The organism is Paenibacillus sp. D2_2 (assembly GCF_031199965.1).
Classification (GTDB): Bacteria; Bacillota; Bacilli; order Paenibacillales; family Paenibacillaceae; genus Fontibacillus.
In genome coordinates this window covers 4,435,386-4,460,221 of sequence record NZ_CP133605.1, presented here as the reverse complement: position 1 = coordinate 4,460,221, position 24,836 = coordinate 4,435,386, and the positions used below count along the sequence as shown (strand labels likewise).

The following is a 24,836-nucleotide window of genomic DNA, read 5'->3' as shown; positions in this document are numbered from 1 at the left end:
GACCGGATCATGAAGCTTACCGCTAAAGAAAAATTATTTGTCGTCTCTAACTATATTCTTTTATCCCTCATTACAGTTGTTATTATTTTGCCCTTCTGGTATGTCATTACTGTATCCGTTACTCCTTATCACATATTTAGTGCCAAGAATGGCATGGTCCTGTTCCCAACTTCGTTTAGCCTAGAGTATTACAAATATTTGCTGGAGAAGGGTTCATTGATATATCAAGCCTATGGTACTACGCTGAAAAATACAGCCGGTGGTGTGATTCTTGCACTAATCCTGACCTCCGGCGCCGCCTATACTCTGGCTGAGAAAAAGCTGCCCGGACGTAGAGTCCTTATTCTGTTTTTTGTATTTACGATGTTGTTTAGAGGGGGATGATCCCCACCTATATTACGATCAAGCAATTAGGCCTTCTGAACACCTCATATGTATTGATCCTGGTTATGGCTTTCAGCGCGTTCTATATGATCATTATGAAGACTTTCTTCGAAGGTATCCCGGAAAGTTTGAAAGAATCTGCTGCCATTGATGGAGCCTCGGAATTCCGCATTTTGTGGCAAATTGTGCTGCCATTGTCTATGCCGGTTATGGCTTCTATTGGTTTAATGTATTTGGTAGTCTACTGGAATGATTTCTTTAATGCTATGCTATATGTGACGGATTGGAACAAGGCTCCGGTGCAACTAGTCCTCCGCACCATAATAGCCAATTCCAGCGTACCTCCCGAACTGTTGGAGGCAGCAGGAACTACACCTCCACCAACCATCGGTATACAATGTCGGCCATCGTTATTGTGGCTTTGCCTATGCTGATTATCTATCCTTTTGTTCAAAAATATTTCGACCAGGGGATGATGATAGGTTCAGTTAAGGGGTGATATTCCATGCACAGGGGATGAGAAGATGATATCTACCGCATCGCGTAAAACCTCACGCTTGTTCAACAAACTAAGCTTGCCACTATTAGGTGTGATTGTGGTATTTATTGTCTTGCTCACGACGGCGTCCAGCTATATTCTGATACAGGTTCAGAACAACCATACGCTGAGAATAGCTGAGCAATCGATGGAATTTGTTCATCGGAATGTCTGGTATCAATTTGATACAATGAAGAATGTAAGTGCGTTTGTGTTATCTAACCAATTTATTGATAACTTGATTGATCGTCAATATACGAATGATTACGAGGCAATCGGTGATTTCTTTGAACTGGAGAAAAATCTGCAAAACCTGTCCCTTTTATCCTTGCTCCATAATGTTGCTTCAATTGATGCAGTTCAGACGACTTATAGCGTATCTATGTTATTGGAGCCTACCAGTAGTTTTTATTCTGTTGCGCCAGCCCATTTTTTTGGGGAACGGGAATTTATCAGGCTAACGACCTGACTGGCGAGGAATGGTACCAACGATTGAATCGCAATGACAGTGATGGAGTATGGTGGGCTCAACCCTTTGGTAGGGGCAAAATGGTGTATATGGCTAATCGCAAGCTTAGCTATAAGGATGGCCGGAATATAGGTACTGTAATGGTTGGAGCGGATACTCGAAGTATTCAAAGCGTGATAGGCAATGCACCCATTGATAAGGGCTACTACTTACTTCTAGACGAGAAGAATCATGTGATATATAGCGCTCAACATTCATTTATGGAGGATTTGAACGGTACACCTTATGTTCAAGCGCTTCATGGGATCAAAGGAACCATTAAGGCAAATGTAGATAACGAATCCTATAGGATTATGTACGACTCGTTCGATAATGGCTGGAAGCTAGTGGCCTTAGTCCCGGAGAGCCATTTTAGTCGATATACCTTTACGATAACAGTTATTTGCACGATTATTGGTCTCGTTACACTGATAGTATCTGGTATCTGGATGCACGCGATTGTCGCTCGCGTTACAGTTCCCATATCACAGTTAGTCAATGCTATGCAGCGGCGAGATGTGCTGGAGTTGGAGGAACCCTTGCCAAGCAGCATATCAGAAATCTATGAGATCAACGAGCTAAACCAACAGTTCTCAGCAATGCTGGTTATGATTCGGCAACTGATTGAGAAGAGCTTTACTGAAGAAATTGAGCGGCGCCAATTGCAGCTGGAATTGTTACAGGCTCAAATCAATCCTCATTTTTTGTACAATACATTGGATTTGATCAATTGCCGGGCGTTGATTTCAGGAGATATAGAGACTAGTATGATCGTCCGTTCGCTTGCCAATGTGTTCCGTTATGGATTAAATAAAGGCAAGACCTGGATCCCTCTCAATGATGAGGCTTGTCAGGTAGAAGCTTATTTAGACATTCAAAAGCAAATGCTGGATGACCTAACGATCAGCATAGATATTCCTGAGGATCTGGCCGCTGTACTGGTGATCCATTTAATTTTGCAGCCGCTTGCGGAAAATTGTATTGTACATGGATTTGCCAATAAGACAAGCGATTGTCGAATCGAGATTTCAGCTAGAAGAGAATCTGAAAGCGTTATCCTCCGAGTGGAGGACAATGGAAGTGGAGTAGATCCGGACTTGATGAACTACCGATTAGCTAGAGAGAGCAGCAAGGAGAAGAGTTCGGAGGGTGGCTATGGAACTTTAAATGTGCATCGCAGAATTTTGCTGAACTGCAAGGAACGGAAGGGAGATTATGGTCTTCGGTATATCAGAGTTCCAAACGGAACCTGTGTCGAAGCGGTTATGCCATTAATCGCAGATACGGATGAAGCAATCAAGAATGAAAGTGAACTTAGGCCTAGCTTGTTCGGAAATCCTGCACCGATAGAGAGAATGGAGGATGAATAATGTATAAGCTACTGGTAGCAGAAGATGTAAGGACTGTTCGGGAAGCCATTGTTCGATCCATTGATTGGCTTGCGCTTGATGTAGAGGTCGTCGGAGCACTGAATAACGGTGAGGAGGTTCTGAAACAACTGGATGCCCTTGCTCCCCATATTCTATTAACAGATATTAGTATGCCGAAGGTAAATGGCATCGAGCTGATCACAGGTGTGCTGCAGCGGTATCCAGATATGAAATGCATTATCCTGTCAGGCTTGAATGAATTTGAATATGCCGCAAGGCTATATCATTACAAGTGCTTGATTACGTCTTGAAGCCGGTAGACCCGGAGCAGATTCAACGAGTGGTAGGGCTTGCCGTTGTTCAGCTCCGCAAGGAAGAAGAGGAGCGCAATGGACTTGCTATGGCGGAGCAATTGGTCAGAGAGCAACTCCCCAATTTATCAGGTCAAATGCCACTAAACAGCATAGGTGGTAATGTTAAAAAGAAGAAACTAGTGGATCAGGCCCTTGAATATGTTTTGGCCCATTACATGAAGCGGAGCTTGACCTTGAACGATATTGCCTCCCATGTTGGATTGAGTGAAAAATATCTGAATCAGGTGTTCAAGGAGGTGACTGGCACGACATTGAACCATGCTATTATCCAGGTACGGATGGAAGCAGCGGTTAAGCTCCTTAAAGATCCGACGATCAAGATTTATGAGATCTGTGATCAGATTGGATACACGGATCAGGATCATTTCCGGGATAGCTTCAAGAAGAATTATGGATTAACACCGACCGATTATCGAAATAAGTTTCTTTAGTCAATTTAGTCAAAGACTTGTAGTTGTTATCTTATGATTCGGAGGAAAGGATGAGTGTTCATGAAGAACCTGCCTAAATTGTGGGAAAATCCAGGCAAATTGCACGAAAATCGAGAGCCGGCACGTGCTCATTATATTCCCTATGAGACGGTGGAGCACGCCAAGTCCCGGAAACGGGGGCGTTCGCCATTTTATCAGACCTTGAATGGGAACTGGAAATTTCAATATTTCTCAAGTGTGGTCGATGCACCCGATGGATTCTACAACGAAGAGAATGATGTGAGCAATTGGGACGATCTCATCGTTCCATCTTGTTGGCAGGTTAACGGTTACGACCAGCTTCATTACACGAATGTGAGATATCCGTTTCCCGTAGACCCACCTTATGTGCCTGATGATAATCCTGCTGGATTATATGTGCGTGATTTTCAGGTACCGATCGATTGGACTGCAAAGGAGCAATATGTCGTATTTGAAGGGGTTAACTCCTGCTTCTATCTATGGGTAAATGGACAGTACGTTGGTTACAGTCAAGGCAGCCGTAATCCGGCAGAATTTATGCTCACCCCTTATCTCAAGGCGGGAGTCAACCGGATCGCTGTGCTGGTGCTTAAGTGGTGCGATGGTACATATTTGGAGGATCAGGATTGCTGGCGGTATTCGGGAATTTTCCGGGATGTCTATCTTTTGGCTCGTGACAAGGCACATATTCGCGATGTGTTTAACCGTCAGGAATATGATGCGGATTACGAAAAAGCCACACTGCGTGTTGAAGTGGATACAACGGGGCCGCTAGAGGTGCGGGCAGAGCTCCGGGATGCAAAAGCGCAACTTATTGGTTCTGCCGAAGCACTCGTCCACAGCTCCTCGACTCTTGTCATTAATGTGGACCGTCCGGTGCTCTGGAATGCGGAGGAGCCATACTTGTACGATTTGTACGTGCTGGCTGGTGAAGAAAGCTTGGCTTTTCAGGTAGGATTGCGACACGTGGAAGTAGCAGACGGTGTATTCAAGTTGAATGGCCAGGCCTTGAAATTGAAGGGCGTCAATCGGCATGATTCGCATCCGCTTCTGGGACAGACGGTTCCACTAAATCATATGAAGCGCGATCTGCTACTGATGAAGCAGCATAATATTAACACGGTGCGGACTTCCCATTACCCGAACGATCCTCGTTTCCTGGAGCTTTGCAATGAGCTAGGCTTCTATCTGGTCGATGAAGCGGATTTGGAATGCCATGGAATGAGCGTAGGTACTCCATGGACATCTGCTCAGACGGATGCTCTCAGTGAAGACCCGAACTGGCGGGAGGCCTATCTTGATCGTGCTGAACGTCTGGTGGAGCGAGATAAGAATCACCCCTCTGTACTGATCTGGTCGCTTGGCAATGAGTCGGGTTTTGGGGCTAACCATATAGCTATGGCTGAATGGATCAAGCTACGAGATTCATCCCGTCTGGTCCATTATGAAGGGGCACCTAATTCTCAGTCCGAACCCGAACGTACTCGAAGCCTTGACGTTGATAGCTGGATGTATGGCTCTGTAGAGAGCTGCGCTGAATATGGGCGCAACGAATATAATAAGAAGCCGCTCTTTCTATGTGAATACAGTCATGCCATGGGTAATGGTCCGGGCGATCTGCGTGATTACTGGGAAGTATTCGAGACCTACCCTAAGTTGATGGGTGGTTGTGTGTGGGAATGGGTGGACCATGGAATTCTGACCCATACAGAGGATGGAACCCCTTATTATGCATATGGTGGAGACTTTGGAGATCAGCCGAATGACGGCAATTTCTGCATAGACGGACTGGTATCACCAGATCGTGTACCACATGCCGGATTGTTGGAGCTGAAGCAAGTGCTTGCACCGGTCCGGGTGGAGGCGGTAGATCTTGCTACCGGCCAGGTGCGAATCGGTAACCGTTATGATTTTATGGATCTTTCTCATATTGCAACTTATTGGAGACTCTTGGAGGATGACGTACTTATTGGTCAAGGCAAAGTACAGGGACTAAAGGCGGCGCCGCATGAATGGGAGACAGTAATCCTGCCATACACACTCCCTCCTAATCCTGGACGTCTGGTGCTCCAGCTCTCCTTCCGGCTTGACCGGGAGATGGAGTGGGAGGGGCCTGGTTATGAATTGACATTTGCTGAATTGGAATTTCCAAGAGAACAGGCGGGAATTGCAAGGGAAGCCACCGTAAGTCGGATATTGCCTGCTAAAGGAAAGCTTAACGCCGAAGAAGCTGACGGCAAGCTGCTGCTGAATGGCTTTGATTTCCGATATGAGTTTGATCTGAATCGAGGGACTCTTATTAAGCTGGAACGGGATGGACTCGAGCGGCTAGCAGCCCCTGCGATGCTAAGCATTTGGCGTGCGCCCACAGACAATGATCGTAATATTCGGCAGGCATGGGAGCAGTTAGGCTATGACAAGGCGGTGATGAAGGTATATCGGTCTGAGTGGGATGTAGACTCCGACGGTGTTATTTGCATTAGTATTGACTACTCACTCGGGGCATATATACATGCTCCATTTCTACGAGGACGGATGGAGTGGAAAGTGACTGCCTCCGGGGAATTGACCTTGAAGACGACAGCGGAAGTAGGAAAGAATCTGCCATGGCTACCGCGCTTTGGACTTGAGCTTGTATTAGCGCCTGGAAATGAGGAAGTAGAATACTCTGGGTTCGGGCCGCACGAGAGCTATATCGACAAACGTCTGAGTGTGCGCCGCGGTGTATTTCTGACCAGCGTAGATCAAATGTTTGTACCTTATCTTGTGCCACAGGAATTCGGTTCGCGTTATGATACAAATTGGGCAATCATTTCGAATGAACGGGGAATGGGACTGCGCATTGATGCACCGCAGCCGTTCTCATTCCAGGCTGCTCATTATATGACACAGGATCTCACTGCGGCCACTCATCTTCACAAGCTGAAGAGACGGCCAGAGACTTTTGTTCATCTGGATTACCGGATGAGCGGTGTCGGATCGAATTCTTGCGGTCCGGAATTGGCCGAAAACTATCGGATTGAAGAGAAACAAATCACCTTTGAGTTGACCCTGAAACTGATAAACAAAGAAGATGAATAATAATTTCTATAAAAGAGGGGAAAAATGGTTTACCTCCAGCCGAATTTTTTATATTATAATCAGTAATATAAATGCGATGAAGAGAAGAGTAGGTAGACAGATTCTTTCCCAGAGAGCTCCGTTGCGCTGAAAAGGAGCAAAGAATCGCTTATCCGAAAAAGACTCTGAGCAGCACTCCGGAACCTGAGATCATCAGGAGATAGTGTGACAGGAGCTCCTGTTATAGAGCTAAAGTATATGCACTTTGTGCTGTACTTGAAGAGGCTGATATGGTGACATATTGGTGAATTTAGGGTGGTACCGCGAGAATCCAAATCTCGTCCCTAAGACGGCAGTCTTAGGGGTGGGATTTTTTTGTATAATAAAGCTGTGGTACCTGTAACAAAGGATTCGCATAAGTATCTACTAAAAGTATGTGTTTAAAATTAAACAACCTTTAAAAGTATGGGATTTACCGTACGGAATATACCGGCGGATGCAAACAAAATAAATAGCTATTAAGGAAAGGAATGGAGAATCATGGCAGAAAGGCTTAAAGTGGGGATTATCGGAGGAACAGGCATGGTCGGGCAGCGTTTTGTACAGCTGTTGGATGGTCATCCATGGTTTGAGGTGGTAAGTATTGCAGCTAGCGGCAGATCAGCGGGCAAAACTTACGAGGAGTCGGTCCAGAATCGCTGGAAGATGGCTGGCCCCATTCCAGAACAAGTGAAAAATATTATCGTACAGGATGCTGCAAAGGTAGAAGAAGTTGCGGCTGACGTGGATTTTGTATTCTGTGCTGTAGATATAAAAAAGACGAGATTCGTGCGTTGGAAGAAGCTTATGCGAAGACAGGTACGCCTGTTATTTCTAACAACTCAGCTCATCGCTGGACGCCGGACGTTCCGATGGTGATTCCGGAAATTAATCCTGAGCATATTGAAGTGATAGAGGCTCAAAGAAAGCGCCTCGGTACGAAGACTGGCTTTATTGCAGTAAAACCCAACTGTTCGATCCAAAGCTATGTCCCTGCGTTAAATGCTTTGCTTGATTTCAAACCAACTGAGGTGGTTGCCTCCACTTATCAAGCGATCTCGGGAGCAGGTAAGAATTTCACAGATTGGCCGGAAATGCTGGATAACGTTATCCCGTATATCGGTGGGGAAGAAGAGAAGAGCGAGCAGGAGCCGCTTCGTATTTGGGGCCATGTTGCAGACGGAGAGATCGTTAAGGCTAGCTCGCCGGTGATTACAACCCAATGCATTCGCGTTCCTGTAACAGATGGTCATTTGGCTACCGTGTTTGTCAAATTTGAGAATAAACCTTCGAAGGAAGAGATCATTCAGCGTTGGAGTCAATTTGCTGGACGTCCGCAGGAGCTTGGCTTGCCAAGCGCACCGAAGCAATTCATTACGTACTTTGAAGAAGAGAACAGACCACAGACGAATCTGGATCGTAACATCGAGCGCGGTATGGGCGTATCCGTCGGTCGTCTACGTGAGGATTCATTATACGATTATAAATTTGTCGGCTTGTCTCACAACACTCTGCGCGGTGCTGCTGGTGGTGCCGTCCTGATCGCTGAGCTGCTGAAAGCGGAAGGATATATCCAGCCTAAATAAGGCCGGGAATTGCTATTTATTATTACTAAGTCCGTTTCTACTCTAATTTAATTAGGGTGAAGCGGGCTTTTTTTATGGAAGTGATAAATCCCAAATAAATATGAACGAATCAAAAAAGATACGACGTTGTTGAGGGTAGGGATCAATTTTATAATTTGAGGTGTACAACACAACTGAAGGGTTTTACGAGGGGGATATCGATGAGAAGATCTTGGTGGACAGCATGCTTTTCTGTACTTGTAATATCAAGTCTGCTGTTGATGAGCGCATGTAGTGGTGGAGGTAATACGGTTAATTCATCAGGCAATAACGAGAGAAGTAACGCTGTGGACGGAGAGTCGAAGGATACAGCGAAGAACGAGAAACAGGTAGTCATCCGTCATACGATGTACGACACGGAATTTACTAGTGAACTCGTAGCTGAATTTGAGAAAACGCATCCAAATATTAAGGTCGAGATTGTCTCAGCGGACTACAACAAGCTGATGGCTATGATGGCCGCGGGTAACGGCCCGGATATTATTCGCACCAATTCCGTCACAGAGCTTCCAGGCTTTGTACTTAAAGGAATGGCGATGGATCTGACTGAAAATTTCCAAGCCAGCAAAGTGTTTGACATGGAAGATTTCCTTCCGGTCGTGAATCAATTTAAGTATGATCTTGCCTCCGGTAAGCATGGCGAAGGAGCAATCTACGGTTTCCCTAAAGACTGGTCGCCGGATTATACGATCTATTATAACAAGAAATTGTTTGAAGAGGCCGGGTGCCGTTCCCTAGCAGTACAGAAGCGATGACCTGGCAGGAGTTGGTTGAGCTTGCTAATAAGCTAACTGTAAAAAATGGCAAGAAGACAACGCAGTATGGTCTTGCTTATTACAACAGTACGATTGCAGCGAATCAGGATTTGCTGAATCTGCAATTACTTCAGCAGGGAAGCAGCATGTTCAATGCCGATTTCAGCCAAGCTGAGCTGGATAAACCGGGAACGAAGGATTTATTGAAATTCTGGGTGGATACGGCGAAGTCGGGAATTGGACCTAGTCCGTTACAGCAGGAGACAGATTGGGGCGGTCAATTGTTCGTGGATAACAAGGCCGCGATTATTATTGCAGGTTATTGGTTCTCAGGTTTCCTGAAGACCAATGAATTGACAAAGGACCGTCTGGATGATTTTGGCGTAGCACCGGCTCCGGTGGTGGAAGGCGGCAAGCGGATCTCACCAACAGGCGCAGGTACAGGAGCGATTATTTATAATAATACGAAGCATCCAAAGGAAGCTTGGGAAGTGTTTGAATGGTTCTTCGGAGCAGAGCCTGCCGTTGAACGGGCTAAAGCAGGTTATGGCTTGCCAGGCACCAAGACATTGACGGAAATGTTGCCTCAGGAATCAACATTTGACAAGATGAACTATGACTTTATTCAGAATGAACTTCAGTATACAGATGGAAGTCTGCCGTATAACCCTTATTTGAACTATCAAGCCGTGAACTCCATTATCGATAAGTACTTTACACCAGTATATTTCGATAAAGACACAGTCGATGGAGCTGTTCAGAAAATGACAGAGGAGCTGAACACGCTCATTACGGAAGGCAAGCAGCTGGTTAGCCCATAAGGGAATCTCAGAAGGGTTGGCGGAAGCAATGCTTTCGGCAGCCCTTCTTAAATTGAACTCGGAAGCAAGGAGGGCTTTTGGTGAACAGACAGATTGTACATGAGACAAACGCTGCCTTCCACAGCAAACGAAGTAGGTTTCGCGGAAGAAGCTTTAAAGAAGCAATAGAGTTTTATTTATTTATATCTCCGTGGTTCATCGTTTTTATTGTGCTCGGATTAATTCCGCTCTTATATGGTCTGTATTTGAGCTTTACCAATTATGCAGGCTTCAATATGGATCGTCTGGTGTTTGTTGGTCTGGATAATTACCGCAAGGTTTTTACGGATAATGATGCGATGTATTCGCTCGGTAGGACTTTATTTTTTACTGTGATTATGGTGCCGTCTACGATTATATTAGGCTTTCTGTTAGCTGTTCTACTGAATCAGAATATTAAGCGTATCGGTATTTACCGCACTTTATTCTTTATTCCGTCGATTATTCCTGTAGTTGCTGTAGGGACGATGTGGCGTTCCTTGTTCGTCGATGACGGCATTATGAATAAGTTGCTGGAAGCTCTGGGGTTGGAGGCGGTGGATTGGCTTGGATACGATTATGCGATCTATCCGCTGATTATTATGCTCCTGTGGGGTGTTGGCGGAGGGATACTTATCTATTTGGCAGGACTAAAGGGAGTGTCCAAGGATCTGTATGAAGCGGCAGCGATTGACGGAGCAACGACCATACAGCGTTTTGTGAAAATAACGATTCCGTTAGTGACGCCGGTACTGTTCTTCCAATTTATTATGAGTATTATCAGCTCGCTACAGATCTTCGTGCAGCCCATTCTACTTGCAGCCAATTCAAACAGTTTGCTCTCGACGCCGCTTCGACCGAACTATGTTTATTCGGTACATGCTTTTCAGCAGATATTTGCTTACGGCCGATTTGGCTACGGTCTGGCGTTGTTATGGGTGCTGTTTGTTATGATTCTTATTCTAACCATTGTTGTATTCACGACAAGCAGGTTCTGGGTATTTTATGAAGTAGATCAGGAGGGCAAATAAGATGGTTAATGCGGGAATGAAAAGATTGCCTTTCCGAATAGCGGTATATGTTTTACTCATTGTTTTGTCGGTATTGTTCGTGATGCCTTTATATTGGCTGGTTACAAATTCATTGCAGCAGGTAGGGGCGGCGTCAACATTCCTGCCGACGGGCCTGCATTTTATTAACTATAAATATGCTCTCACATTTATCGATTATTGGGGATATACGAAGAACTCAATCATTATTACGGCCTTCTCGGTCATTATTCCTACAATAACAAGCGCGTTCGTCGGCTATGGCTTCGCTAGATTAAGAGGACCCGGAAAAAATATACTGTTCCTACTCATGCTATCTACGATGATGCTACCGGGGATCGTTACTCAAATACCGACCTACGTTATCTTTTTCAAGCTTGGTCTTGTTAATACGTTTTGGCCGTGGTTCTTCTGGGGCCTGGGCGGTAGTGCATTCAGCATTTTCTTATATCGCCAGTTCTTCGCGGGTTTTCCTCGTGATCTGGAGGAGGCAGCTAGAATCGACGGGTGCACGACGTTCCGTATTTTCTGGAATATATTCCTGCCGATCTCTTTACCAGTAGTCGCGACCGTATCGATCCTGGCTTTTAACGGTGCATGGGGGAATGACTATATTACGCCGTTTATGTTCCTGCAGGACGCTAAATATCCACTGGCAACCGCATTATTCTCGATTGGTTACGTATTCCCGGGACAGAAGGAAATTACTATGACGCAGGTACAGAGCGCTGGATTGGTCTTGTTTGTGCTGCCTATTATTGTTGTCTTCTTTATCGGCCAACGTTATTTGGTAGAAGGGGTAGTAGCATCTGCTGTAAAAGGCTAAACGCCTATAAGGGCCTAAGTGCCTGACTGATAAAAGAAGCTTAAGGCTGAGAGGTGACATTTCATGGGAAATAAGAAGCTAGCGATATCCTGTCCACAAGCTCGCGGTAACGGTTGGGTGACTATACTTCTGTTAATCGGTCTATTAACTGCTCTGATCTCGGGATGCTCTCCAACAAGCGTTAAGGAACAGCAGGCGCTCCTGCCTCCTGAGCTGAAGGAAGAACAGCCGATTATCAACTATAAAGCACCTGAGGATCTACCTGCTAATTATCGCTCCTATGATTTCAAAGTGTTTGCCGGAGAGCAGGAGATAGATTTGTATAACGCGGGTCTTAATAGCTGGAATGAGCCGATTTCTTACGGTTACTTTGACATGCCGGGCCGCAGCAAAATGGAGATTACACCGGATTTTCCATTCGATAGCTTTGAGATAATTCCAAGATCATTAGGGATTGAGGGAGAACGTGAAGGGAATACCATTCGCTTTGAATTAAATAGACAGGTTCCAGTCACGATTGTCCTCAACGGCGATTATCAAGGGAAGGTGTTGCACTTATTCGCGCAGAAGCCGGAGGCGGATATCCCTGATAAGAATGACCCGAATGTCATATTTTTTGAACCGGGCTTTCATGATCTGGGAGATTACGGTGAACCGCCGCTGATACTGCGATCGGATCAGACACTCTATATTAGCGGTGGAGCTGTGGTGCGTGGCAGAGTTCGGGCGGATCAGGCCAGTAACATTACGATCCGCGGCAGAGGAATATTGCTTAATGATTACCGTTCCAATGATGAATATGATGATATAGCTCTTACTTTAGGCTTTGTAACGGATTCTGTCATTCGGGATATTATTGTCAACCGGGATGCCAGTAGTTGGACAGCAGCGATGCACGGCAGCAGCAATATAGAGGTGACTAATTATAAGGCGGTAAGTCCGCGGTTTGCAAGCAGTGACGGATTTAATATTAACAGCAGCCACGACATTGTGTTCGACGGGTCCTTTGTTCATTCCGCAGATGATGCGGTAGCTATTAAGGGATTGTCCCATGAAGAGCCAAAGGATGCACTGCCTGTCTACAATATTACGTACAAAAATGCCCAACTCTGGGCGGATGCGAATAATGCGATTGGTATTGGTGCAGAGACCGTAGCGCCTTATTTCAGGAATATCACCTTCAGCAATATCGATATTTTGCACAATTATGATGATCGGGATCATCCTGATGTATTACCGGATCGGTCGGCCATTAACATATTTGCGCTACATGGGACGGAGATCAGTGAAGTAACTTTTGAGAATATCCGGGTTGAAAAGGCGAAGCGCCTAATCAATATTCAGATGTCAGATACGTTCTATTTCGGAGCGCTGCAGGGCAACTGGGCCTGGCCTGGACAGATCAGCGGCATCACATATCGGAATATCGAATCCTATTCTGATGGTTCTAATGAAATTAAGCTTGAGGGATGGAGCAAGGATCGGCTAATCTCAAAAGTCCGGTTCGAGAATATAACAGTGAACGGCGAGAAGCTGAAGAAAGACGATCCTTTATTTACCGTTAACGATTATGTTAAGGATATCGAAGTAAAGTAGGGGGTGGGTAGGTTGAATCGAGATATGATGAAGCAGGATGCTATACAGCCGGGAAGCTTACCGTATCAGGACGCGCAAGAGAAGCTACTGCAGCTTGGCGATATACACATCCGTGATCCGTTCGTATATGCCGATAAAGACGCTGGCTTTTATTATATGTACGGAACTATGGGGGTGACTTCATGGGGCGGTGCTGCTATTGGCTTTGACGGCTACCGTAGCCGCGACTTACACCGCTGGGAAGGTCCCTTCCCGGTATTCCGGAAGCCTGAGGGCTTCTGGGCGGACCATCATTTTTGGGCACCAGAGGTGCATTATTACGAGGGCGGATATTATATGTTCGCCAGCTTTAAAGCTGAGGGCAAATGCCGGGGGACTCAGATTCTTAAAGCGGATGCTCCGCTAGGGCCATTTGTGCCTATGGGGGAAGGGCCAGTTACGCCTGCGGATTGGGAATGCCTCGACGGTACACTGTACACGGATGAGCATGGTGATCCGTGGATGATCTTCTGCCATGAATGGACGCAGGTGGGAAATGGCGAGATGTGTGCGATGCGCCTTGCAGCGGATTTATCTGGGCCAGCAAGTGATCCACTCGTCTTGTTCCGTGCTACCGATGCACACTGGCCAGTGGAGGAAGAGGGACCTAGTAATTTTGTAACCGACGGCCCCTTCCTTTATCTTGCACCTGACGGCAAGCTGCTGATGATCTGGTCCAGTCACGGTAAGGACGGATACGCAATCGGAATAGCCCGATCTGAGAGCGGCAGCATTACAGGCCCATGGGTTCAGGAACGTGAGCAGCTGTTCGAAAAGAACGGCGGTCATGGTATGCTGTTCCGTACCTTTGAGGGAGAACTGCTTGTCTCTTTGCATCTGCCGAATACACATCCTTATGAACGTCCGGCCTTCTTTAAGGCAGGCTATCAGGCGGGTCGCTTAATGCTGTTATTTTAAACCGCAGCTTGAGCTACAGAACTACAGAGGAGAGATCAAAATGGAAGCAGAAATTATCGTAAATAGTAATGGAACACTTATAAAAATAGATCCTGCGCATGTTGGAATAAGCTATTCCTCGAATGAGGAAAGATTGCGAACGCAGGGCGAAGACGCTTTTGCACCTGATCCGGAAGGACTTGTGCTGTCCCGTGATTGGGAGCTGTATGTAGAAGGCCAGGCAGTGCCCGTATATGCTGCGCCAGTTACGAATGGAGGGCCGCTTTCTTTTGCCTCCTTAAGCTTCGTCGGTGATCCGGGAGGCTTCAAGCTGATTGCCAAGAGAAGAGGGAGTACCGAGTCGGCTGTGATCCGCCCGCTCTCTTTAGGGGTCGAGGCGAAGCTAGTCGATCAAGAGATTCATATTCCGGTAGACAGACCCGCGAAAATCATTGTGGAGGCTAATGGGAATACGGAGCGTCCTCTAGTTATTACTTTGCACGCTAAGGAAGAAGGGGCAGCCGATCCGACGGATAGTAAGGTAAAGTATTATGGTCCGGGTCTGCATAAGGTAAGCTCGTTTGAACTGCGGTCCGGCGAATCCTTATATATTGCCAGGTGGAGCGGTGCTGCAGTTGTATGTACCGGAGGATGAAGCTCCTGTTGTTGCTAGCGACTGGGCGAATAAACCGAATTACGTTGATTTTATTACTGCTGAACAAGCTGAGAGTATACGAATTCATGGCAGAGGCATTATTGATATGTCGATGCTAGACTGGCATGCACGCAAGGTGATGCTGCTGACAGGCTGCCGAGATGTATCGATAGAAGGTCTGACGATTGTAGGAACCTCACACTGGACAATACATCTGTCCAATTGTGTCGATTCCTCCATTGCCGATCTGACATTGATCGGTTATCGTGAGAACAGTGATGGAATCGATATTGTGAACTGCGAACGGATTCAGGTGACCGATTGCTTCATTCGTACTGGCGATGATGCCGTTGCTGTAAAGGCGATGGATGCGCCGCCAGCGATAGGAGGTCGTGATATTTATGTATCCGATTGCACAGTATGGAACGATAAAGTACGCTGCTTCGGAATTGCCGGAGAGACGAGAACAGATATTTCAGACGTCGTATTCGAAAACTGTAATGTAGTTCACAGCACGGCAGTATGGACGGAGGAGGTCGGTTCGCTCTGTATTGTCGTTGGTGACCGGGGAACGATTTCGAATATCCGCTTTGAGAATATAACTATTGAGGAAGAACGGCAGCATGCAATGATTTGTCTTATTTTTAAGGATCGCTGGTCGGTCGATCAGGAGCCGGGACAGATTCGTAATGTTACTTTCCGTAATATTAAGATTCCAGAGGGTACTGCTTCATTATTTCACGGTTCTGATGCTTCGCATATCGTTGATGGCGTCCATATTGAAGGATTGGTTATCGGCGGGAAGCAGGCTGAAAGGCTCGGGGATATTCCTCTTAAAAAAAATGAATATGTTAGGAATTTGACTTTGTCCTAACTAGATGACCGTGTAATTAACATCGGAGTAAGGCGAACAAGAAAGGAAGAGATGCTATGACTAACAATCGGTACAACCTGATGATCGTTGATGATGAATATGAAATTAGACAAGGCCTGCGTAGCTTTGACTATTCTTCTTATCGTATTGACGTTGTTGCAGATTGTGAGAATGGCTTATTTGCCTTGCAGACGATGATGAATGAGCAGGTTGATCTGCTAGTGACGGATATTCGTATGCCACTGATGGACGGTCTGGAGTTAGCGGAGAAGGTTGCTGCTCGATATCCCCATATGAAGATTATCGTATTGTCCGGTTATGATGATTTCGAATATGCGAGAACCTGCATGAAGCACGGCTCACTTGATTATTTGCTGAAACCGCTAGATTTTGGGGATTACGGCAAAATATTAGCCAAGGCGGTGCGGTTGATCGAGCAGGAGCGGGTCCATGAATTGCAGCGTGCAGTATGGGAACGTAAAGCGAAGCTTTCGGTACAACATTTACGAAAGCGCTTTTTAAGCGACCTTCTGCTTACTGAGATGAAAGAGGATGCGATTGAACTGGAAAGCAGCGCTGCGGAAATTATGCTGGAGGAATACAACGAGTATGTTGTGTGCTTGCTCCGTTTTACAGAATATCCGAAGCGCCCTAGAGGAGTTAGAGAAAAGGACTGGAGCCTTATTTTATTTACGTTGGACAATTTGATGCAGGATCTATGGGATAAAGGCTACCATTATGTCGATTCCGACGGGCAATGTGTGCTGATCTGGACGGATCGGGCGGCGATTGACGGCTATAAGGAAGATCCGCAGTCGTTAGTCGTTGAGCTTGAGCAGGTGATACAGGGTCTGAAGCGATTCCGGGGCCTGTTTAAATCTAAGCTGGTGTATACCATTGGAACAGTTGTACAGCAGCCAAACCAGATTTATAGATCTTATCAGGAGGCAACCGCGCTTTTTCGGCAGGATGATTCAGCTAGTGAAGATTTACAGAGCATCGTTGCGGCAGAACCGCAAGAAGCTGTGCGTAATGCGGAGCAGATTAACAATGGACACCGACTAATCCAAGAAGCCAAGCAATTTATCGATCGCAATTATGACCGGACGATTACACTGGAAGATGTAGCCGAATATGTACATTTGAACGCCAGCTATTTGAGCTATCTGTTCAAGGAACTGACAGGCCAGAAATATATAGATTACATTACCTCATTCCGTATTGAAAAGGCTAAGAGCTTGCTTAAGCAAACCAATCATAAGGTACATGAGGTTGGAGAAATGGTAGGTTATGAAAATCCGAGGTATTTTACACTAGTGTTCAAAAAATATGTTCAGCTCTCTCCGCTTGAATATCGAAATGCCGCTTATGCAGGAGAAGTGCCATGAAATTCCGTTATTACCGCAACATGCTCATAGGTGTAGCACTGCTGCTTACTCTATTGTCCGAGATTATCATTTTCGGAATTGGCTCATGGAATATTAACGATACCAGCTCCGAGATCAGAAGGGCATCCGAACAGAATATAGCAAGTCATATTGAGAGCCAAATGATATCGAAACTGAATGAAATGAACTCATTGGCTCTACAGCTGGAGCAAAATGATTTTATTCTGTATGCTCGTTCTTTCTACAGCCTGCGTCCTTCTGAGGAAGAGCGAATTGCACGGCAGGAGCTGTCGTCGCGTCTGGAACAGCTTCATCTGTCGCCGGAGGCGGTGGAACGTATCTATTTCATAGGCGATAACATCAACCAGAAAAATTTCGGTAAGTTAATGAAATCTGGCGAATCGATAGATGACAGTCAAATTCCGTGGATCGAGGATCTGCAGGATGCCGGACTGTTAGATTTGTTAACTCGTTATTACGGGATGCCGGCTTATATTCCAGAAGGTATGTTCTCCAGCGTGTTAGAGGGGAAGAGGGGCTTGCTGCCGCGAGAAACATGGGATCGATTAAGTCAATTCGCTACCAGTATTGAAGGTCATATAATTATTAATAACGGGGTTAACGCCCTTAATGTGCTCTCAGTCATTGTGTTTGATGAGCGTATACTTACGGCCGAGCTACCTTCATCCCGAATTTGGAATGGATATGTGGGGATTCTGGATGAAAATCAGCAGATCTTATGGACGAATGTACCTGATCGGGAACTTATGGAGAAGGCGGCTAAGCTGGCTGCTGCCGGAGAGACGGAATGGGAGCAGTTTCTGGGCGGCCGCTATTATGTCAGGACCGTTCCCGTTCCCCCTTACGGCATACGTGTCATTATCTTTGAGCAGATGCAAAATGATTCAATCTGGAAGTGGGGCGATACTTATACTTTTATCATCTTCCTTGCCTGCAGCCTGCTGCTTAGCTTGATGATTGCCTATCGGCTTGCCAATGCGGTGATGTATCCTTATCAGGCCTTGGCGAGAGCGGTATGGAAGAAGGAAAATGACCTTGATTTTAGGAGCATACCGGAGCAGCGCTTTTCGCGTGGCTGGTTATCAAGGTTTACGATCCGCAAGAAGATGCTCGTTATGCTGCTGTCCTCAGTCTTGATTCCCGTGCTGCTTGTTATCGTCATGTACGCTTTTTTAATGTACAGATATGTATTCGATAAAGCGGTGGATCTATCTGTAGAGTCCTCGGATCATTTAGTTACCGAGCTGCAAAGCCGAGTGGAACGGTATGAGAATTTAACAAATCGATTGTCCACAGACAGCAGGCTGACGAACTTGACCTCGCCTTATTTGTATAGGGGAAATATGGATGATTTCACGGTATCAAGCTATCCGGGACTCAATGATATTTCTTATTTTGTAATTTATGATGTGAGTGGAGTAGCCAAATATTCCTCGGTCTTTAATAATAATCGGACCTTGTTCAAGCTCCATTCCTATGAGAAAAATGTGCTGGAGCAGCTTGAAGCTGAGGAGATGGTTTGGTTGACCGGACTCAAGGATGTATACGGCCACCCGGCTCTAATGCTTGTGAAGAAGCTGGAGGTTTCGTCCGGTGTCACGGATAGGCCGACTACGGCATTCCTGCAGGTGGTATTGAAGGAAGATGCCTTCTCGTATGCGACGACAGATCGTAAGCAGAGCTTCGTTATCCTTGATCGTGAAGGGAAATTGATCTACTCGCATCTTACACCTAAATCATTCCAAGAAGCTGCGGTCAGTCAATGGAGCGTTCCAGACAAGGAAGAACTTGACGTGCAGATTCAGCAGGTGGAGGGCAGCAACCAGGTGGTTGTTCAACGCAGTCTAGAGAAGCCTGGCTGGTATTCGTATATCTTCATGACAATCGATGATATTTATCTGAAAATCCATTCGATGTTTTATCGGTTTGGCCTTCTACTTGTGCTTATCATAATAATTATACTCCTTGTAATGAGACAAATCGCTTATTTGCTCGTTAGACCGATCGAGCGGTTAACGCAGGCTATCGAGAATGAGGAGCCTCTGCCTGCTGAAATGAAGGATAGGGCTGGAGAGCAGCCGCGGGATGAGATCGGCAGGCTCGTTGCCAGCTTCAATCAGATGCTAAGACAGATTCGCGAGCTGATGCAGGAAAATGTGGATAAGGAAATACGTGAGAAGAAGTTGGTTACTTCAAGAATGAAAGCAGAGCTGGGCATGCTGCAGCAGCAAATCAATCCTCATTTTCTGTATAATACGCTGGAAGCGATTAATATGCGGGCTCATCAGTATGGAGCGACTGAAGTAAGCACGATGGTTAAATCGTTAGCCAAAATATTCAGGTTCACGATCAATACAGGTAGTGAGGTTGTAGCCCTATCCGATGAGCTTGAGCATGCGCGCAATTATTTGACGATTCAGGAGCTACGCTTTCAGAATAAGTTCATTGTCCGCTGGGAATTGGATGAACAAGCCATGGGGCTTCCGGTACTCAAATTTATTCTGCAACCGATCATTGAAAATGCATTACAGCATGGTATCGAGGAATTGTATGGAGAAGGCGAACTGGTGATTCGAACTGAGACCTTGGGCAATTCTTAAAGCTCATGGTGCAGGATAACGGGGTCGGAATGAGTGAGGAGGAACTGGAGCTGGTAAGACAGTCGCTGGCGATGGAAACGGAGGTGACGGTAGGACAACGCTTCCGAAACCGGACTTCATCCTCCAGTGGTGTGGGACTAATTAATGTCTATCAGCGTCTGCGATTGTATTACGGAGAGCAATTGAAGCTCTCAATAGAGAGCGAGGAATTTCAAGGTACACTGGTTACGATCATCCTTCCTGTTCAAGCTAGACCAGAGGAAGCTGAAGAAGAATATAAGGAATATGAAGCCAGCGAATAAAGCTAACTAGTTAATATAGTTAGTAAGCTAATAGGAAGAGGAGGAGAAGTATGCCAATTGTTGATATGCCATTAGAACAATTGAAAACCTATCAAGGAACCAATCCACGCCCAGTGGATTTTGATGAATACTGGGAGCGGGCTCTGGCGGAGATGCGTGCGGTGGACTCGCAAATTGAGCTTGTTCCTAGCAGCTTTCAAGTGCCGAATGCGGAATGCTTTGACTTGTATTTTACTGGTGTAAAGGGAGCGAGAATTCACGCGAAGTATGTACGGCCTAAGCACGCGATAGAACCTCATCCGGCAGTAGTTATGTTTCACGGCTATTCTGGCCATGCCGGAGATTGGAGTGAGAAACTGGCCTTTGCCTCGCTAGGCTTCTCTGTACTTGCTATGGATTGCCGCGGTCAGGGGGAGCTCGGAAGATGTAGGAGGGGTGAAGGGTAATACCCACCATGGACATATTATCCGCGGTCTAGATGACCATCCGGATGAGCTGCTATTCCGCCATATATTCTTGGATACGGCACAGCTTGCCGGGATAGCGATGAAACTGCCGGAAGTTGACCCGGATCGCGTATATGCGGTAGGGGCTCACAAGGAGGCGGGCTTACAATAGCATGTGCTGCATTGGAGCCAAGGGTGAAGAAGCTGGCGCCGATCTACCCTTTTCTTAGTGATTACAAGCGTACATGGGATATGGATCTGGATCAGGGAGCATACGGTGAACTGCGTACATATTTCCGCTATTATGATATGTTGCATGAACGTGAGCATGATATATTCGAGAAGCTTGGCTATATCGACATCCAGTTCCTGGCTGAACGGATAAAAGGCGAAGTGATGATGATCGTTGGATTAATGGACACCATCTGTCCGCCTTCAACGCAATTTGCAGCCTACAATAAAATGAATGCGAAGAAGCGGCTCGTTATTTATCCTGACTTCGGACATGAATATTTGCCAGAGTCGTCGGATAGGACGATGCAATTTTTTTTAGAGTAATGCCATGAAGCTTGTAAAGTTGGAATTTCAACTTTACAAGCTTTTTCCTGCCTTTGACCTATATGCTATAATGAAAACGAAACAGAAAATGATGAAAATTGAATAGAGGATGGTAGTGCAAACACAATGGTATCTATTAAAGATGTGGCCAAGCATGCTAATGTCTCCATTTCGGCGGTCTCCAAGACCTTAAACGGATATAGCGATGTAAGTGAAGCAACCAAGCAGAGGGTTCTTAAAGCGGCTCAGGAGCTGAATTATTCTCCGAATATGCTCGCGAAGAATCTCAAGCATAAAGTAACCAAGACGATTGCGCTAATCATATCCAACTTTGAGCAGACGAGCGGTAAGGACGGCGTTATGTTTCAAATTATGAGCGGGGTATATGCCGCCGCTACCCAATATGGGTACGAGGTTGTCATCTATACCCGCAGCCTTTCCGAGCAGCAGGATCGGTCTTATTGGCAATTCTGTAAAGACCACAAAATAGCAGGAGTCGTGATTTCAGGTCTGCGGACGACTGACCCTTACTTTAAAGAACTGGTCGAGAGCGATATTCCTTGTATCGTCGTCGATGCTCATACAGTAGGGCCGCATACAGGCTCTGTTATTACGGACAATCTACTGGCTGCTAAGCGGGCAGTGCAATACTTGATTAGCAAAGGACATTGCGAGATCGGTATGGTGAATGGGCATAAATATGCGACGGTTAGTATTCAGCGTGAACAGGGCTATCGTGAGGCGTTAGAGAGCGCGGGAATTACCTTCGTTGCTTCGCGTGTGATCGAGGCCGATTTTAGTGAAGATAAAGCCTATGAGTTGACGGAATCTTACATTAATAACAATCCTCATTTGACAGCAATATTTGTATCCAGTGATCTAATGGCAATCGGTATGATGAACCGTTGTAAAGAGATCGGTATTCGCATCCCAGAGGATATTTCGATTATGGGCTTCGATGATATCGTGCTATCCAGTTACACAACGCCTAAGCTGTCGACGATTAGGCAGGATTTCGCAGGCGTTGGTTTTGCGGCTTTGGAGCAGGTAGTGAAGATGTTGGAGAATAATTTGCCAGGCTACAATAAAATTCTTCCCTTCAAAATAGTTGACAGACAATCGATAATGACTTTATAATATGTTCGAAAACGTTTTCGAAAACCTTTGCAACATAGACTAAAAAACAAGAGAGTTTTCGGAATCGGATTCGAACTTTTTTTTCAGATTCGAAAACGATTTCGGGAACGTTTACAAGTGTCAGAGGATAATTGAATCAGGAGTAGAAAGGAAATTTAAGCCATGCTAAATTACAACAAGAAACTGCCGGACGGAGCGTCGGACTGGGTAGTAACGGAGGAGAACTTCTCGACCCTTGCGCTCGGAAAGTGCGAAGCTGTAATGGCTTTAGGCAACGGCTATATGGGACTGCGTTCCGCAGCCGAAGAATCCTACGTTGGAGAGAAGCGTAATCTGTTCGTAAACGGTACCTTTAACCGCTTCGACGAATTTGAAGTGAGTGAACTGCCAAATGCGGCGGACGTCACTGGGCTAGATATCCGGATCGACGGTAAGAGATTCTCGTTGGAACAGGGAGAAGTGACAGAATACAGCCGCAGTTTGAATCTACGTGATGCGGAACTGGTTCGTTCCTTCATCTGGAGCAATGAGGAAGGCAAGAAGCTGGAATTTACTTTCCGCAGGTTTGTATCTCTAGATCGTCTGCATCTGATCGCTATGAAGCTGGACGTGAAGGTTCTAAATGGACCTGTTAAATTGTCGATCGCGTCAGGCATTGATGCTCAGGTCAGCAATAGCGGTAGTCAGCATTTCCATGAAGGCGAGAAACGGATTTATGATAAGAAATACTTGGAGCTAATTCAGACAACAACAGAATCCAAAGTTGATTTTGTCATTGGAGCCGCACATCGCTTAAAATTAGATGGTCAGGAAATTGAGGTTAATCCGGCAATGGAGATCGATCGTCGTAAGGTGGCAATCGCTTACAGTGTAGATCTTCAAGAAGGCCAGAACCTCAGCTTCGAGAAAGTAGTAACGATTCATACAAGCCGTGACCAAGCTTTTGCGCAAGATTACAGCTTGCCAGCGATGAGAGAACATGCTCTTGGCGAGTTGAGAAGCGTGTATACTACAGGTTACAATGAACTGTTCCGCGATCATGCAGCTGCTTGGGCGAAGGTTTGGAATGAATATGGAATTACGATCGAATCGAAGGATTCTTTTGACCTTCTGGCATTGCGCTTCGCATTGTACCATCTGGTCGTCATGACCCGGCCCATGACCGGAGAATGGGGATTGGTGCGAAAGGATTGAGTGGCGAAGGTTACAAAGGACATTCCTTCTGGGATACAGAGATCTTCATTCTGCCATTCTATATTTATAGCAATCCTAAGACAGCTCGTTCGCTGTTGGAATACCGTTATCTAGGTCTTGAAGGAGCTCGCCGCAAAGCGAAGGAGAACGGCTTTGCCGGAGCGATGTATCCTTGGGAAGCTGCTTGGCCATCCGATGGTGAAGTAACGCCGGTCTGGGGCGCGGTTGATATCGTGACAGGAGAGCAGACAAAGATTTGGTCTGGATTTATCGAGCAGCATATTACATCTGATATCGCTTATGCCGTATGGCACTACTACCGGGCAACCGGAGATGAAGACTTCATGGAGCGTTACGGCTACGAGATGATCTTTGATACGGCGATATTCTGGGCGAGTCGGCTGGAGTGGGACGAATCGGAAGGACGTTATGAGATTAACGAAGTTGTCGGTCCAGATGAGTACAAAGAGCATGTGGACAACAATGCCTTCACCAATTACATGGCCCATTTCAATATTGAATTGGCAATGCAGTATTACAGCAAGCTAGAGACAGAGAGTCCGGAACTGTTTAAGCGTTATAATGAACTGCTTAACTTACAAGAAGCTCGGAAGGTATGGGAGAGCAAGCTGGATCTGATCTATCTTCCACAGCCGAATGAGAATCTGATTATTCCTCAGGACGACACATATTTGCAGAAAGAAATTATTGATCTAACGCCTTACAAGGATCAGGAAAAAGTAGGAAGTATATTTAATGACTACAACCTGGATCAGGTTGGTAATATGCAGGTTTCGAAGCAAGCGGACATTATGATGCTGTTCTTCTTGTTGGAAAATAAATTTACACCTGAAGTGAAGCTCGCGAACTATGAATATTACGAAGAAAAGACGTTGCATGATTCATCGCTGTCTCTCTCGACTCATTCGATTCTGGCCAGCGACTTCGGCGACAAAGAACTCGCTTATCATCTCTTCAAGAGAGCAGCTGAGATCGATCTGGGACCGAAGGTACATTCATCAGATGCTGGTATCCATTCCGCATCACTTGGCGGGATTTGGGAGTGTGTTGTATTAGGCTTTGCCGGAGTAAGAATGCTAGATGGTCAGCTTCATTTAGCACCTAAGCTTCCGGAGCATTGGGAGAAATTAAGCTTCCCGCTGCATTGGCAGGGCAAGTTGCTTGAAATCAGTATCACGCACGAGCAAATTTCTATTAACAACACTGCAGGTGAGCCGGTTCAATTATTCATAAACGGTCAATCGCAGGAGATCAAAGGCAATACTATTATTAATTAATATCTAGAAAAT

20 protein-coding genes, 3 pseudogenes and 1 other annotated feature are annotated in these 24,836 nt (G+C 45.9%); all 23 genes and pseudogenes read left to right on the top strand.

Annotation, left to right across the window (positions count from 1 at the left end; translation table 11 throughout):
* The first annotated feature begins 9 nt into the window (after nt 1-9).
* The 23 genes and pseudogenes from RE628_RS22755 (at nt 10) to RE628_RS22650 (ending at nt 24,824) form a co-directional block, all read left to right on the top strand.
* Nucleotides 10-384 (top strand): ABC transporter permease family protein, encoded by a 375-nt coding sequence (locus RE628_RS22755; protein ID WP_309155239.1) that lies wholly within the window; start codon nt 10-12, stop codon nt 382-384.
* Nucleotides 381-818: a carbohydrate ABC transporter permease gene (locus RE628_RS22750; protein WP_309155238.1), complete on the top strand. Its 438-nt coding sequence runs from the start codon at nt 381-383 to the stop codon at nt 816-818. The genes RE628_RS22755 and RE628_RS22750 overlap by 4 nt, the downstream gene beginning before the upstream one ends.
* A gap of 90 nt (nt 819-908) precedes the next feature.
* Nucleotides 909-1,391: a hypothetical protein gene (locus RE628_RS22745; protein WP_309155237.1), complete on the top strand. Its 483-nt coding sequence runs from the start codon at nt 909-911 to the stop codon at nt 1,389-1,391.
* A gap of 23 nt (nt 1,392-1,414) precedes the next feature.
* Nucleotides 1,415-2,800: a sensor histidine kinase gene (locus RE628_RS22740; protein ID WP_309155236.1), complete on the top strand. Its 1,386-nt coding sequence runs from the start codon at nt 1,415-1,417 to the stop codon at nt 2,798-2,800.
* Nucleotides 2,800-3,111: a response regulator gene (locus tag RE628_RS22735; RefSeq protein WP_309155235.1), complete on the top strand. Its 312-nt coding sequence runs from the start codon at nt 2,800-2,802 to the stop codon at nt 3,109-3,111. Before RE628_RS22740 ends, RE628_RS22735 begins: the two co-directional genes overlap by 1 nt.
* Nucleotides 3,093-3,605, top strand: coding sequence for a helix-turn-helix domain-containing protein (locus tag RE628_RS22730; RefSeq protein WP_309155234.1), 513 nt, complete (start codon nt 3,093-3,095; stop codon nt 3,603-3,605). The genes RE628_RS22735 and RE628_RS22730 overlap by 19 nt, the downstream gene beginning before the upstream one ends.
* Nucleotides 3,606-3,665: 60 nt before the next feature.
* Nucleotides 3,666-6,707 carry a glycoside hydrolase family 2 TIM barrel-domain containing protein gene (locus tag RE628_RS22725; protein WP_309159538.1) on the top strand — a complete coding sequence of 1,014 codons (3,042 nt, stop codon included), beginning with the start codon at nt 3,666-3,668 and terminating at the stop codon, nt 6,705-6,707.
* A gap of 67 nt (nt 6,708-6,774) precedes the next feature.
* Nucleotides 6,775-7,035: a binding site (T-box leader), on the top strand.
* 191 nt (nt 7,036-7,226) lie between these two features.
* A pseudogene (gene asd / locus RE628_RS22720) lies at nt 7,227-8,311 on the top strand (aspartate-semialdehyde dehydrogenase).
* 200 nt (nt 8,312-8,511) lie between these two features.
* A complete protein-coding gene (locus tag RE628_RS22715) occupies nt 8,512-9,105 on the top strand; it encodes an ABC transporter substrate-binding protein (RefSeq protein ID WP_309155233.1) in 594 nt (197 codons plus the stop codon).
* The gene (locus tag RE628_RS22710) at nt 9,075-9,926 is read left to right on the top strand and encodes an extracellular solute-binding protein (protein WP_309155232.1); all 852 of its coding nucleotides are present in this window, start codon (nt 9,075-9,077) and stop codon (nt 9,924-9,926) included. The genes RE628_RS22715 and RE628_RS22710 overlap by 31 nt, the downstream gene beginning before the upstream one ends.
* A gap of 80 nt (nt 9,927-10,006) precedes the next feature.
* Complete coding sequence (locus RE628_RS22705; protein ID WP_309155231.1) at nt 10,007-10,975, top strand: carbohydrate ABC transporter permease; 969 nt, start codon at nt 10,007-10,009, stop codon at nt 10,973-10,975.
* Between the two features lies 1 nt (nt 10,976).
* On the top strand, nt 10,977-11,819 hold the full coding sequence (locus RE628_RS22700; RefSeq protein ID WP_309155230.1) for a carbohydrate ABC transporter permease: 843 nt from the start codon (nt 10,977-10,979) through the stop codon (nt 11,817-11,819).
* Nucleotides 11,820-11,882: 63 nt separating this feature from the next.
* The gene (locus RE628_RS22695) at nt 11,883-13,415 is read left to right on the top strand and encodes a glycoside hydrolase family protein (RefSeq protein WP_309155229.1); all 1,533 of its coding nucleotides are present in this window, start codon (nt 11,883-11,885) and stop codon (nt 13,413-13,415) included.
* Between the two features lie 12 nt (nt 13,416-13,427).
* Entirely contained in the window at nt 13,428-14,372 is a 945-nt protein-coding gene (locus RE628_RS22690; protein WP_309155228.1) for a glycoside hydrolase family 43 protein, read from the top strand.
* Nucleotides 14,373-14,412: 40 nt separating this feature from the next.
* Nucleotides 14,413-15,006, top strand: a complete 594-nt coding sequence (locus RE628_RS22685; protein ID WP_309155226.1) for a hypothetical protein — start codon at nt 14,413-14,415, stop codon at nt 15,004-15,006.
* Nucleotides 14,978-15,880, top strand: coding sequence for a glycosyl hydrolase family 28 protein (locus tag RE628_RS22680; protein ID WP_309155225.1), 903 nt, complete (start codon nt 14,978-14,980; stop codon nt 15,878-15,880). The genes RE628_RS22685 and RE628_RS22680 overlap by 29 nt, the downstream gene beginning before the upstream one ends.
* Nucleotides 15,881-15,936: 56 nt before the next feature.
* On the top strand, nt 15,937-17,268 hold the full coding sequence (locus RE628_RS22675) for a response regulator (RefSeq protein ID WP_309155224.1): 1,332 nt from the start codon (nt 15,937-15,939) through the stop codon (nt 17,266-17,268).
* A complete protein-coding gene (locus RE628_RS22670; RefSeq protein ID WP_309155222.1) occupies nt 17,265-19,889 on the top strand; it encodes a histidine kinase in 2,625 nt (874 codons plus the stop codon). Before RE628_RS22675 ends, RE628_RS22670 begins: the two co-directional genes overlap by 4 nt.
* A gap of 5 nt (nt 19,890-19,894) precedes the next feature.
* The gene (locus tag RE628_RS22665; RefSeq protein ID WP_309155221.1) at nt 19,895-20,191 is read left to right on the top strand and encodes a sensor histidine kinase; all 297 of its coding nucleotides are present in this window, start codon (nt 19,895-19,897) and stop codon (nt 20,189-20,191) included.
* Between the two features lie 50 nt (nt 20,192-20,241).
* Nucleotides 20,242-20,637 (top strand): acetylxylan esterase, encoded by a 396-nt coding sequence (locus RE628_RS29805; protein WP_375142986.1) that lies wholly within the window; start codon nt 20,242-20,244, stop codon nt 20,635-20,637.
* A pseudogene (locus RE628_RS29800) lies at nt 20,627-21,195 on the top strand (acetylxylan esterase). The gene RE628_RS29805 and the pseudogene RE628_RS29800 overlap by 11 nt, the downstream one beginning before the upstream one ends.
* 126 nt (nt 21,196-21,321) lie before the next feature.
* Nucleotides 21,322-22,332: a LacI family DNA-binding transcriptional regulator gene (locus RE628_RS22655; protein ID WP_309155220.1), complete on the top strand. Its 1,011-nt coding sequence runs from the start codon at nt 21,322-21,324 to the stop codon at nt 22,330-22,332.
* A 162-nt stretch (nt 22,333-22,494) separates the two neighbouring features.
* Nucleotides 22,495-24,824 (top strand): annotated as a pseudogene (locus tag RE628_RS22650) (glycoside hydrolase family 65 protein).
* Nucleotides 24,825-24,836 lie beyond the last annotated feature (12 nt).